Genomic DNA, 12,198 nt, shown 5'->3' with positions numbered 1-12,198 from the left:
TAGTGCGGGCAGGTCCGCCACCAGAGCATCGCGGACCCGGCTCACGCTCGCACACCGTTCGGTGCCTGCACCCATGAAACCCCCCTCACTGACGAATCGTCGAGAGTCACCCTAGTGGACACGGCATCCGCCGATGGCCGACGGTCGCCCCGACCAGGTCGTCCAGGACCTGCGAGGACATGGCTGCCGCCCTAGAGTTCAGAGTCGAGCCGGCACACCACCCGGCTCGACTCCAGAGACGAGGACGCCGTGCCCAAGGTGCACACACACACGCCCTGGCTCCGTCGGTTCCACGACAGCGCGCCTGCAGTCCCGCGGCTGATCTGCTTCCCGCACGCCGGCGGTTCCGCATCGTCCTACTTCGAGTTCTCCCGGCTTGCCGGCGCCGCCGTCGACGTCGTCGCTGTGCAGTACCCCGGCCGGCAGGACCGCCACCACGAACCGCCCCTGACGTCGATCGACGGTCTCGCCGACGCCGTCGTGTCCGCCGTCGGACCGTTGCTCGACAGGCCCGTCGCCCTGTTCGGCCACAGCATGGGAGCCACGGTGGCCTTCGAGGTCGCTCGTCGCCTCGAAGCAACCGGGAGAAGGCCGTCCGTCCTCTTCGTCTCGGGTCGTCGAGCTGCCTCCCTCCAGCGGCAGAGTGCCCTCCACCTCGAGAGCGACGAGCGACTGGTCGCCGAGGTGGCCAGCCTCGACGGCACGCATGCCGACGTACTGCGCGACCCGTCCCTGATGCGCTACGTCCTCCCGAGCCTACGGGCGGACTACCGAGCGATCGAGCAGTACCACTACGTCCCGACGGTCCCGCTGCGCTGCGACGTCGTCGCCCTCACCGGCGATGCTGACCCGCACGTCGACATCGACGAGGCACGGAAGTGGAGGCGTCACACCGTCGGTCGGTTCGACCTGGTGGTCCACCCCGGTGGGCACTTCTACCTGCAGGCGCGAGCTCAGGCGGTCGTGTCCGACGTGTTCGCGCGCATCCGACCGGGAGCCTCGGTCACGACACCGTGATCGCCGTGCCGAGCAGCGCCCGACCCGCGACGCTCGACGATGCCCACCGCCCCGACATCGTCTGCATCGCGTCGCCGTCCGGGACGAGGAGCGTGGCGAGGAAGGTACCGCGGTTCGGGTCGAACTCGACGGCGCAGTCGGAGAAGTCCAGCCACCGCCGTGTCACGGGGAACCAGGTCTTGAAGACGCTCTCCTTCGCCGAGAACAGGAGGCGGTCCCACGACACGTCGGGACGTCGTACGGCCAGTGCAGCGAGCGGACCGCGCTCCAACGGCACGCTGACGAAGTCGAGCAGCCCGTCCGGGAGCGGCTGATCGGGCTCCGCATCGATCCCGATGCCGACGACCGAGCCGACACGCGCGACAGCGGCAGCCCGCATGCCGTCGCAGTGGGTCATGCTCCCGACGATCCCCGCGGGCCACCGTGGCGCCCGGTCTGCGTCCGGCAGGATCGGCGCGGGTGCCACCCCGAGACGGCCGAGGCACCCGCGGGCGAGACTACGGACGGTGGCGAACTCGCGTCGTCGCTTCTCGACGGCACGGTCGATGACCGCTGCCTCCTCGGGCCAGAGCGGTCGGGCGCCCTCGTCGTCGGAGGACTCCGCGACGACGACCGAGTTCGGCAGGAGCCCCGAGAACAGACCGGGGTGCGCCGTGGTCACCACTGGTCGTCCTCCCGACCGGTCGGGAACACTCGGCGGAGGCCGATGCTCGTCGGCCTCCGGTCACGCCACTCTCGCGGATACCCCACCGATGCCTCGACGTGCGGCACCCCGTCCACGATCATCGTGCGCGGTACGTGCAGGTGACCGTAGACGACCGCCGCGGCGTTGAAGCGGCGCGGCCAGTCAGCCGTGGCCGTCGTGCCGCACCACGGGGCGAACTCCGGGTGGTACAGGATGTCGGTGGGTTCCCGGACGAGGGGCCAGTGCCCGACGAGCAGCGTCCGGCGCTCCACGGGGAGCGCGTAGAGCCGTGCGCGCGTGGACGAGAGACGCTGTCGGCACCAGGCAGCGCGATCAGGGTGGGGATCGGGGTGCAGCACGAACTCGTCGGTGCAGGTGACCCCCGCACTCGCGGCCTGTTCGAGCGCATCACGGACGGTCCTCGCGCCGGGGGGCAGGAACGAGTAGTCGTAGAGCAGAAACAGCGGCACGACCGTGACCGGGCCACCGTCACCGTTCCAGGTCAGGAACGGGTCTTCGGGGGTGGTGATGCCGACGGTCCGCAGCTCGTCGACGAGCGCCCGGTACCGGTCCTCCCCCCGCAGCCGGCAGGGATCACCGGGTAGGGTCCAAAGTTCGTGGTTGCCCGGCGTCCAGATGACGCGGGCGAACCGGCGAGCGAGTGTCGCGAGCGTGTCGACCACGTCCTCGAAGTACTCGGCGACGTCTCCGGCGACGATGAGCCAGTCGCCGTCCCCCGACGGATGGAAGCCGTCCACCACTGTCCTGTTGTCGGCGTGGGACACATGGAGGTCGCTCGTGGCCCAGAGCGTCACGGTGTCATCTGCCGGACGCGGGCGACTGGCAGGGATCGGGGGGGCGCCGTCATGAGGACAGGCTATTGTGTCGCAGGCGCCGGAGCGTGCGCGGCCACCTGCCCCGTAGTCGGTCAAGAACGGCTCCGGTCGAGAGGAGACCTCCTGGACGTCTACGACTACGTCGCATATGACGCGATCGGCCTGCGCGATCTGCTGCGCGCCGGCGACGTGACCATCCGCGAGGTCGAACAGGCCGCGCGGGAGGCGCTTTCCAGCGTCGACGAGACCCTGAACGCCCTTGCGGGACCGCTGTTCGAACCGGCCGCGCACCACGACGCCCGAGGTGACTTCGCGGGCGTGCCCTTCGTCGTCAAGGACTCCGGGCCATTCGTCAGCGGTTCCCCGTTCCACGTCGGCAGTCGCGCTGTGAACGCCGCCGTCGCCCTCGACGACCACGCGCTCATGAAGCTGCTACGACGCTCGGGGTTCGTCGGCCTCGGTCGCAGCACGATGCCGGAGTTCGGGCTCAGCTTCGCGACGGAGTCCCCCCGTCACGGCATTACCCGCAACCCGTGGGATCCGACGCTCGGCGCCGGAGGCTCGAGCGGCGGCGCAGCAGCACTCGTCGCCTCGGGTGCCGTCCCCTTCGCGCACGCCAACGACTCCGGTGGATCGATCCGTGTCCCAGCCTCGTCGTGCGGCGTGATCGGACTTAAGCCGAGCCGCGGACGCACTCCTTGCGGGCCCTTCGTCGGCCAAGCCGGCTTCGGGCAGACATCCGAGTTCGTCATCACGCGGACCATCCGCGACACAGCCCATCTCCTCGACGTCTGCGCCGGCGCAACGGACGGTGACAAGTTCGGTCTCCCCCGACCGAGGCACCCTTTCGTCGACGCCGTCACCAGCGACCCAGGTCGACTCCGGGTGGCGGCACTCGAATCCGCGTGGGGTGGCGGCTCGCTGTCGACCGAGGTCGCCGAGATCACCGGCACCACCGCTGCTCTGCTCGAGTGGATCGGCCACGACGTCACTGGGGCACCGCTGATCCTCGACCTCGACGAGGTCATCGAGGCGTCGATGCTCACAGTCTTCGCGACCGGACTGTCAGTGCTCGAGTCAGCGCCGTCGATCGATCGATCGCTCCTGCAGGCTGTCCCTCGGACGGTTCTCCGAGAGAGCGCGGCGGCATCCGCAGCCGACGTCGCGCGAGCGAGCGCCGCGGAAAACCGTGTGACCCGGCAGGTCGCGGAGTTCTTCGAGGAGCACGATCTGCTCCTCACTCCCACGATGGTCAACCTCCCGCCGGCGCACGGCACCCTCGACTACGACGATCCCGGACACGACGCGAGATCGTGGCTGCGTCGCATCTACGACCTGGCCCCCTTCACGGCCGCGTTCAATGTCTCGGGCAACCCGGCGATCAGCCTGCCGATCGGGCTCTCGCGAGAGGGTGTCCCGATCGGCATCCAACTCGTCGCAGCGAGGGGTCGCGAAGACCTCTTGATCAGCGTCGCCGCTCAGCTCGAGCATGCCGCGCCGTGGGCGGCGCGCACCCCGCGCGTCACGCCGCGCTGACAGCGCCCGGTCACGACCAGTGCGCGGGTCGCTCCAGTCCAGCGGGCAGTAGGGTCGAGAAGTCGCCGTTCGCGGCGTTCACCTGCGTCTGGCTCAGGTAGAGCGCCTCTGACAGGTCGGCGCCGGAGACGTCGGCGTCACGCAGATCCGCACCGAGGACGTCGGCGCCGCGCAGGTCAGATCCCCGGAGATCTGATCCGATGAGGTACGAGCTCCGGAGATCGGCCCCGCGGAGGTCCGTGTCGCGGAACGCAACCCCCAGAAGGTCGGCACCGGGCCGCACGCGCCCGGGAAGGCGGACCTTGCCGCGTTGACGACATGCGATCGCGCGGACGTGGTCGCTCGCGGCCAGGAGGAGGTGGCGGACCTGGTGACGGACGTCGTCGACATCGATGTCGACGATCTCGGTAGCGGACCCGTCCGCAAGGCGCTCGATCCGAGCGGAAGCCTCCGTCAGTTCGGCCGCGAGAGGCTCGAAACCCAGGGTCGCCAGGCGGGCCCCGTTCACGAACCAGAGCACTTCGTGAAGCTGGCGGACGACGGAGAACACCTCGAACATCGACGGCCTCGAACCGGGGTCGACCCGCCAGCTCACCCCCGCGAAGGTGTCCTGAGACACCTTCTGACCTGCACCGAAACAGTCGAAGACGGTGCAGCCCTTGAAGCCGAGCGGACGCAGTCGCTCATGGACGCCGCATCGGTAGTCGTCTTGGAGATTCACGCAGGGCTCCCCTGCTGCCTTTGTGAGGGCGAAGTCTGCGGATCGTTCGAATGACAGAGCAGCACAACAGAGAGCGAAGCAGTCACCGCACTTTGCTCGCAATTCACTCCGACGGTCCCGCAGATCGTCGATGCTCTCCTCCGCTTCCACCGCTACATCCTACGGTGCGCCCTTGGCATGCAGCGACAGCTCGAAAAGAGGACGACGAACGTTGCAGCCGGACGCGCGCGCACCTCCCTGAAACTGCCGCGTGATGGGCGCCAAGGCCTCGGCTAGATCGTTTTTCACGCGTAGCCACTGGGCAGACGGAGCCAGTTCACGCCCAGGACGCGCGGCGACCCGGGCGAACGTCTCACCGCGAGTCAAGAGCCAGCCCCAGACGACCCGCGCCCATGCTGATCTCCGGATGAAGAAGGGCGACGACCCGCTCGCGTCCCTCGGCGACACGATCAAGGAATGGGCTAAGTCCGGTTCGAAGCACGCCGACGTCGCGGCGCACACCAACAACCTCTCCGCGTCGATCGATGCTCGGAAGGCGAAGACGCGCGCAGAGGAGTTCGCTGCCACCGTCGGGTCCGTCGGCGCCCACCAGTCCGGTAAGGCCCGTTGGATCCAGAAGGCCGAGCGGACCGACCCGCGGTTCCGCGCGTGGACGTCCGCGCAGTCCTCCCCCGTGGACGTGTCCGGGAAGCTGCAACGCAACCTCTATGTCCGCCCGGACGAAGACTCAGACGTCGAAGGCGCGACCGTCCCCCTGACCGTCATCGCCGGAAGCCCGCGACCCGCGGCCCGGCCACGGCCTCAGCCAGGCCGCTCTTCTACTCCAGCGACGCCAAAGCGGCGCAGGTCGCCGCGTTGCACCGGATCACCGCGTCATGCGACAGCCCACGGCCGATGACGGGATGACCTGGAGCGAGATTCCCGAGCAGGCGCAGCCGAACGCTGTCCGAAAGATCACCCATGCGTATCTGAGCATGGCGCGCTTCCTCTCTGTCCAAACCGATCGACCAAACCTCACCTGGGTGCTCCGATTCGAGGTCGCCGCGCAGCCCGGTCTGCCGGATCTCACCGACGAACCCGCAAAGACCAGGCAGACCTCCTCCATCTTCGACGCCATGGCCGCGACCTCCATGCCCGATTTCCCTCCCGCGCCGCCGACGATTTGCGCCCTCTCCCCGACCCGAACCCGACCGTCAACGACGGCGCAGACGCAGCCGCAGATACCGCCTCGGTCCCGTGATCTCCGAGGGGACCGACGCACTGGGCGGGTCCGCCGCCCAACGGATCCGCGAGCACCTCACCGCGCGCGGCCTGGAGGAGGCCCCGCTCGACGGCTGCCCTGCCAGCCCACTTCCCTTCGCCGATGGGACCACCCCCGGCGGTCATCCTCGTCAGCACGCTCGACAGCAGTGACCCCCGCGACGCCGTCACCACGCAGCGCATGCGCGAGGTCCGCGCCGAAGTGGTCAGGTGGCTGCGGGAGAACTACCGCACCGACGGCATCAACCTCAGCTTCGACGTCTCCGTCATCAAGAACGAGGCCGCCGGTGGCCGAGTCGGCCACCTCAAGGGTGTCCTCGTCAGCACCGGACACGAGCTGGCCACCGCCTGACTTGGGATGCAGTGCGGCGCCGACGTCGGTGAGCGCCGCACTGCTGTCTTCTCTGAGCCCACCAAGCTGCCGCTCTGATCGTTGGCAGCGGCATCGCTTGTCGCTTCGCCCGCGTACATCCCGGGCATGAAAACTTTCGACGCGTCCCTGCACCCCCGCGGCCACTCCAGCAACGTCGGCGCGTTCACCGACCGCGAGCACACTGCCCCTGAAGCGACCCTCGCCCGCGACTGGGGCGTCGTCAACCTCGAGATCGGGTCGCGCACCCCATGGGGTCCCGCCGACCACGTCGAACACCCCGCACCCGGCATCGCGATCGCCGACACGCCCAGCCACGGCGGCGTGAAACCGTCCGCCGCCCGGAACCGCGCCATCCCCGCCCCGCTGCGCCGGTCCGGCGGCTGGTCCGAGGAGGACTGCGAAGCGCACATCGTCGGCATGTACTTCCCGGACGCGTTCCCGCGCCGGTCCCCGGAGTCCAGCCGCGATGGTGTCATCCGCTGGTTCCCGGACGCTTACGAGGAAGTCACCGGGGAGATGATCGAGCCGGGCCAGTCCCCCGTTCGCGACCGCGCCGTGTGGACCGTAGCGCACACCGATGACTTGATCATCGCCAGCGCCAGTAACGACCCGGACGGCACCGCACAGGCCATCGTCACCGCCCGCCGCGCCAGCGACACGCACGAGGCCGTGTTCCGAGTCCCGAAAGCTGACTACGATTCCCGGCGGACGACGGACGAATTCGGCCGCGATGGACGTTTCATCGTCGACCCGACCCGGTACAACGCGATTCCCCAGAACGAGAGGAGGCAGCCGGTCCCCGCCGTCCGGTACCACTCCCTCCCCGTCGGGAAGACCGACGCCGCAGGGGTCGCGATCGCGAGAGACCTCGACCGGTGCTGGCGGATCGACGACGGGCGGGTCCGCACGCTCCGGCAGATGCTGACCGAAGAAGGTACCTCCGGCCGCACCTTCCTGGTCGACAACGGCAAACGCCGCTTCTACCTCGACAGCAGATGGACGCTGGCAGCAGTTCTGCCGTCATCCTGCAGGTGTCGAAGGCCACCTGGTCCGGCATCGATGAGGCCCCTGACACGCGCTCGGGCGCCACGGTGCTCGCTCAGGACCGTGACATGGCTCAGCACGCGCTCGAAGCATTCCGCGCGAACCATTCCCGGAACTGGGACGAGGAGCGCTCGGCTGAGAGCAGCTGACGAGGCCCTGCGGGATCACGTCGCCCTCCGCCACGTCGAGGGGTGAGCGTCAGCGGGCAGCATGGTCCGCGGCTTCCACGTCCGCAGCGACACGCCCCTTCGGAGAGACCTCGTGCCCATTGGGCGCCGCCCTGTGCCGAATCGCGGCCGACAGCTCTGGCGAGTACATCGTCAGCGCGACCGCCCGCGTTCCCTGAATGACAGTGCCCGTTGAGGTCAGCATCCGCGCCGCAGCGATGAACGGCTCGAGAGCCTCGGCGAGCGCGGCCTTGTTTCCTGGAGCCGGGCGCCCGTGCGGTGTTCGAGTTCACGCTCGACACGATCCCGGCACCCAACAGCCAGATCGAACGGGTGACGATCGCCTACAGCAACGATTAGTTGGAGGCGGTCCCGCTGAACTCCAAGGCGAGAGTATGATGACCGTGGATCGCGCAGTCAGCTAGGTAAAGCCTGGTCAATGGGGGCGCACCAAGAATGTCAGTCGCTCGGGTGGGGGAAGCGTTCGTGTCCCCCCTCGGACACAGTGATCGGGCGACATACCGATCGGATCCCCTCGTCTCTCCTCGGAGAGGCGGGGGGATTCGTCGTTTCGGCGTCGCCCGCGCGCCCTCCTCCATGATCGGGGCAGCGTTCCCGAGCTAGGATTGACTCATTCGTCAACCGGGAGGCCACGATGACGGCAGCACGACTTCTGCGCTCCGCCCGCTGGGGAGCGCGCTTGTCCCAGCGCGAGCTCTCCGAGACGTCGGACGTGGCCGAGGCCACACTCTCGCGCATCGAGAACGCTCGGCGGCAGCCTTCGGTGGACCTGCTGGAGCGGCTGCTCTCCCACACTCAGCACTCGATCGTGCTCGTGCCGACGATCCGAAAAGACGCGGCGACAATCGGGGCGGTCATCTCGGACGCGTTGAACCGTGACGATGTCAGGACCGCCTACCGGCAGCTCATCCAACTCGCCGACAATCTGGCCGACGTGCACTCCGCTCTCCGGGTCGGTCTCACGCTCGCCGAGCCCCCTCCCTTCGCCGACCCGGGCTGGGGTGCGGCACTCGCGGCCGTCGCCGCGTACCGGCTCGACGAGGAAGGCCTCCCTCGCGCCGAGTGGATCGACGATGCATCGCGCTTTCTCCCGGCGCCGTGGCAGCCGCCGACGGGCGGAGTCCGCACCCGGGTGGATGCGACGCGGGTCCCGGCTGAGTTCGCCAGGCGCAACGTCCTCATCGAGGCGGAAACGCTGGTGAGCGCGTAAGGGATCAGCTCAGCCGCGAGGACATCGTCGAGGGGCTGTCCGACGTGGTCGGGATCCTGACGCGATCCCACCGGCCAGCCGGGATCCGAATCGTGGGCGGTGCAGCGATCGCGTTCTGGTTCGGCGACCGCCGACTCACCAACGACGTCGACGCGCGCCTAACCCCGGCCGAGGACATCAGAAGAGCTGCCGCTGTCGTCGCCAGAAAGCGGGGCTGGCCCCTTCTCTGGCTGAACCCGGACGCCTCGATCTTCTTCCCCGACTACGGCGAGACCGTGGAATGGACGACGATCCACTCGGCGAACGACATCGTCGTGGAGATCGCGTCGACTCGCGCGCTCCTGGCGATGAAGCTCCGGGCCAGTCGCCCGGGACGTGATGACGATGATATCGCTCGGCTCCTCGCACTTCACCGCATCGCCTCCGTCGAGGAAGCGGCGGAGGTGCACCGCTCCTTCTATCCAGGCGATGAACTGACCGATCGAGCGCTTCTCCTTCTCGAGGACATCCTCAGCGCAGGGGCCACCTCGTCGGTACTGTCCCGACGCAGCTGGGCCGCGGCCGGCCGAACGCCCTGGAAGACGCCGCCTGAACACCTGCGCTGTGCCTGACGGCGCACCCTCGGCACTCAGTCCTCCGCGGGACGTGAGCCCGGAGAGGCGACGGACCGTCCCTGTTCGATGGTGTTCATGGCGCCGGTGACCTCACTCGATGCCCCCCTTCCCCGTCGGCCGCCCGTCGATTCCATCGGCCCGCCGTGCCCGATCGGCGCGCAAGAAGTGCGTCCATGCACACTCGATCAGCTGACGGTCGTCCCGCTCCGCGCAAACGACGGTTTCCATCCCAGCGCTGGCGCGAATTGACTCGCGACCGCCTCAAAGAGCGATGAATAGTACTCGACACCGAGCTGGTCGCGCATTGCTTGATACACATCAAACTCGACCATCACGCTTCCTCCATGCACCACATGTAGCTGAGGCGCCGAGTGAGAGGTTGAATCTGCGCTGGCGGTGACGGGCCTGAAGGTCCAAGCCCGTGCTAGGTCAGGTTCAACGGGTTTGTTGGCATGGCGACGCTGATCGAGATGCTGATTCCGAACGGGCGCCAGGTCGCCATCGCACCTGTGGTCGTTTTACCTGCGACCATGTGACCTTTCGTCCGGACGATGCGACGCACCCTGAACCACACCCACAGAGGGGGAAGCGGCACGCTCGGGCGTTAGCTAGCGTCTCCGCTACGGCTCTTCGGTGGCCGATGATGGTAAAGTGACAGAGAATCTGTCGAAGGGGAACTTCACGGTACCGGTCAAAGCGTCGATTGAGGATATACAGAAGATTATGGGCTTCCTCAGCCGTCAAATCGGTTGGGTTGAATCGGCTCGTATTGAGAAGGCTTTTGGAGCACTCGATGACCGCAAGGTAGCCGCGATGGTCGAGTTTGGATTGGTTCTGCGTGACGGGAAGAACCTCCGTACCACGGATCGGGGCCAGCTTTTCAATACAGAAACGAAGGCCGCTTTGCGCGAGGTGCTGCTGTCCGTTGATTTGTACAAGTCCACCCTGGACTGGGTTCACTACGGCAAACGAGATGCGGTCACGACAGCTGAAATCGGACAATACTGGGAAGCCTCGCATAAGGACACCATCGGAAACCTCAGTGGAATCACCTTGGGCTCCGGCGCCGTGACCTTTGGTCGCGTCATTGCTGGTGCCGCCGCGGGTAAATTTACTGTCGGTCGCGGTGGCAAGGAAACGCGAATCGAGTTCGATCTTCCCGTTATCGATCTGATGGTGACCGGTCAACCGGACGTTGAAGAGCCTACGCTCTCTGACGAGGTCGACCCTGCCGCCGACGCAACTGAGAAGCAGACTTTGGTGCCAGAGGGTTCGCCTACTCAACCGGCCGCGATAGAGCGCCAGGTTGTTCCACCTGCACCCAGCGTGAACGTCTCAGCGAGCCCGAGCGTTCACGTCAACGTCGAGATCCACATCGCTGCGGACGCGACGGCCGACACGATGCGCGAGATATTCAAGAACATGGCCCGTTACGTGCTGGAAAAGACTATCGATGATGACGACAAGTGAGGGCTGGTCTCGACATCTCGATAGGCTGAGATAGTTTCAAGATGCCTACAGGCTACCGGTCTCGGACATCGCCCGGCAGGCCCCGGCTCAAGCGCTCCATTCATTGAGGGATGCCGCGAAGGCCGCCCCTGATACCTACCGTCAATACCTCGAGGAGGCTATCGATTGCTACGAAACGGCGGCGTACCGTGGAGCTGTGCTTATGGTTTGGGCAGCCACCATCGAACACATCTATTCCGTCATCGAAAATCACCAGAACGGATTTAAGCACGTTCAAGCGGCGAACTTGGCTCGCTTCGACAAGTCCTTTGGCTATCATAAAATCAGCAAGAAGAACGATCTACTCTACCTGAACGACAAGAACTTCTTTCTGCTTTGCGAGGACGCGGGAGTCCTCAACAAGAATGCGCGGGTACTCCTGAATGAGGGCTTGAATGAGGCTTATGCAGAATTGGTTTTTTGCCGAGTGAAAAAGATGAGTCCGCGGACGGCATTGAAGGCGTCTCGGAAAGTGCGCAGTGGCCGCCGGTAGTCGGTGTGGAATATCCGCCAGGTCTTGATGCTAGCAATTGTTCTCTCGATCACGTAGCGGTGGGTGTTCACGAAGCGATTGTGGTGTTTGGCGTAATTTGGCAGATGGTCTTCGCTTGGCCTCTTCTTTATTGGTGTGACCATTCCGGTGCCTTGATAGCCTTTGTCGGCCAGCGTGTTCGAGAGGTTAACGGTGTCGGCCAACCCGGTTTCTCGAAACGCGTGGGCATCGTGATGCTTGCCCGCCATCGGATCCGAAATGTGGATCAACCGGCCGGAGAGGTCGGCGAGGACCTGGCAGTTGTGCCCGGTGGTCTTGTGTTTCCCGGAGTACAGCTCCGGCGCGTCTGCCCAGGACCAGCACGGCAGGAGCGTGCCGTCGATGACGGCCGTCGTCCCGCGGAGCGCGGCGTCAACGTCCGGCTGCTCGTCGTCGACAACGACATTGAGCATCGCCTCAACCACCGCGATCGTTCGCGACACGGTCGACTGACTGATACCGACCACATCAGCGATCAACTGCTCGGTGACATTCTGGCGATAATAGAGGAGAGTGATCTGCAGTGCCCCGGCAAGCGAGAGCGTGCGTGGCCGTCCTCGACGCCGATTCCACGTGAACTCGTTCTCGATCCGTTCGGCGAGGATCGCGTAGTGCTCGGCCGTCATTCCCGTAGTAGTCTGTGTGTGCACCGGCTGGTTCCTTTGCGAAGAGT

General features: G+C 66.4%; 13 protein-coding genes. 8 read left to right on the top strand and 5 right to left on the bottom strand.

Annotated elements, in window-relative coordinates; all coding sequences use genetic code 11:
- Positions 1 to 249: 249 nt before the first annotated feature.
- Positions 250 to 1,017 (top strand): thioesterase II family protein, encoded by a 768-nt coding sequence (locus A6122_RS03950; protein WP_068251857.1) that lies wholly within the window; start codon positions 250 to 252, stop codon positions 1,015 to 1,017.
- On the opposite strand, the gene A6122_RS03945 is transcribed toward A6122_RS03950, so the two are convergent.
- Positions 1,004 to 1,678, bottom strand: a complete 675-nt coding sequence (locus A6122_RS03945; RefSeq protein ID WP_208855046.1) for a 4'-phosphopantetheinyl transferase family protein — start codon at positions 1,676 to 1,678, stop codon at positions 1,004 to 1,006. The two genes, A6122_RS03950 and A6122_RS03945, sit on opposite strands and share 14 nt — an antisense overlap.
- Positions 1,675 to 2,517, bottom strand: coding sequence for a metallophosphoesterase family protein (locus A6122_RS03940; RefSeq protein ID WP_068251856.1), 843 nt, complete (start codon positions 2,515 to 2,517; stop codon positions 1,675 to 1,677). Before A6122_RS03940 ends, A6122_RS03945 begins: the two co-directional genes overlap by 4 nt.
- A 51-nt stretch (positions 2,518 to 2,568) precedes the next feature.
- On the opposite strand from A6122_RS03940, the gene A6122_RS03935 reads away from it, so the two are divergent.
- Positions 2,569 to 4,074: an amidase gene (locus A6122_RS03935; protein ID WP_084415802.1), complete on the top strand. Its 1,506-nt coding sequence runs from the start codon at positions 2,569 to 2,571 to the stop codon at positions 4,072 to 4,074.
- Positions 4,075 to 4,084: 10 nt separating this feature from the next.
- Here the strand turns inward: A6122_RS03935 and A6122_RS03930 are convergent, their stop codons facing one another.
- Complete coding sequence (locus A6122_RS03930; RefSeq protein WP_237358230.1) at positions 4,085 to 4,795, bottom strand: pentapeptide repeat-containing protein; 711 nt, start codon at positions 4,793 to 4,795, stop codon at positions 4,085 to 4,087.
- A gap of 406 nt (positions 4,796 to 5,201) precedes the next feature.
- Here A6122_RS03930 and A6122_RS03925 point away from each other — a divergent pair, with 406 nt between their 5' ends.
- The 5 genes from A6122_RS03925 (at position 5,202) to A6122_RS03905 (ending at position 9,481) form a co-directional block, all read left to right on the top strand.
- Positions 5,202 to 5,693, top strand: a complete 492-nt coding sequence (locus A6122_RS03925; RefSeq protein ID WP_068251853.1) for a hypothetical protein — start codon at positions 5,202 to 5,204, stop codon at positions 5,691 to 5,693.
- Between the two features lie 465 nt (positions 5,694 to 6,158).
- The gene (locus A6122_RS03920) at positions 6,159 to 6,407 is read left to right on the top strand and encodes a hypothetical protein (protein WP_068251850.1); all 249 of its coding nucleotides are present in this window, start codon (positions 6,159 to 6,161) and stop codon (positions 6,405 to 6,407) included.
- A gap of 126 nt (positions 6,408 to 6,533) precedes the next feature.
- Complete coding sequence (locus tag A6122_RS03915; RefSeq protein WP_068251847.1) at positions 6,534 to 7,667, top strand: DUF7007 domain-containing protein; 1,134 nt, start codon at positions 6,534 to 6,536, stop codon at positions 7,665 to 7,667.
- A 627-nt stretch (positions 7,668 to 8,294) separates the two neighbouring features.
- Entirely contained in the window at positions 8,295 to 8,870 is a 576-nt protein-coding gene (locus tag A6122_RS03910; RefSeq protein WP_068251843.1) for a helix-turn-helix domain-containing protein, read from the top strand.
- 92 nt (positions 8,871 to 8,962) lie between these two features.
- On the top strand, positions 8,963 to 9,481 hold the full coding sequence (locus tag A6122_RS03905; protein ID WP_146085117.1) for a hypothetical protein: 519 nt from the start codon (positions 8,963 to 8,965) through the stop codon (positions 9,479 to 9,481).
- Positions 9,482 to 9,669: 188 nt separating this feature from the next.
- Here the strand turns inward: A6122_RS03905 and A6122_RS16920 are convergent, their stop codons facing one another.
- Entirely contained in the window at positions 9,670 to 9,816 is a 147-nt protein-coding gene (locus tag A6122_RS16920) for a hypothetical protein (RefSeq protein ID WP_167542340.1), read from the bottom strand.
- Between the two features lie 319 nt (positions 9,817 to 10,135).
- Between A6122_RS16920 and A6122_RS03900 the strand changes: the two genes are divergently transcribed.
- Positions 10,136 to 10,954: a hypothetical protein gene (locus tag A6122_RS03900; protein WP_068251841.1), complete on the top strand. Its 819-nt coding sequence runs from the start codon at positions 10,136 to 10,138 to the stop codon at positions 10,952 to 10,954.
- A gap of 441 nt (positions 10,955 to 11,395) precedes the next feature.
- On the opposite strand, the gene A6122_RS03895 is transcribed toward A6122_RS03900, so the two are convergent.
- Positions 11,396 to 12,151 (bottom strand): transposase family protein, encoded by a 756-nt coding sequence (locus A6122_RS03895; RefSeq protein WP_084415799.1) that lies wholly within the window; start codon positions 12,149 to 12,151, stop codon positions 11,396 to 11,398.
- Positions 12,152 to 12,198: the final 47 nt, after the last annotated feature.

The organism is Rathayibacter tritici (assembly GCF_001641005.1).
Classification (GTDB): Bacteria; Actinomycetota; Actinomycetes; order Actinomycetales; family Microbacteriaceae; genus Rathayibacter; species Rathayibacter tritici.
The sequence above is the reverse complement of the archived record's forward strand: the minus strand, read 5'-3'. Positions and strand labels throughout refer to the sequence as shown.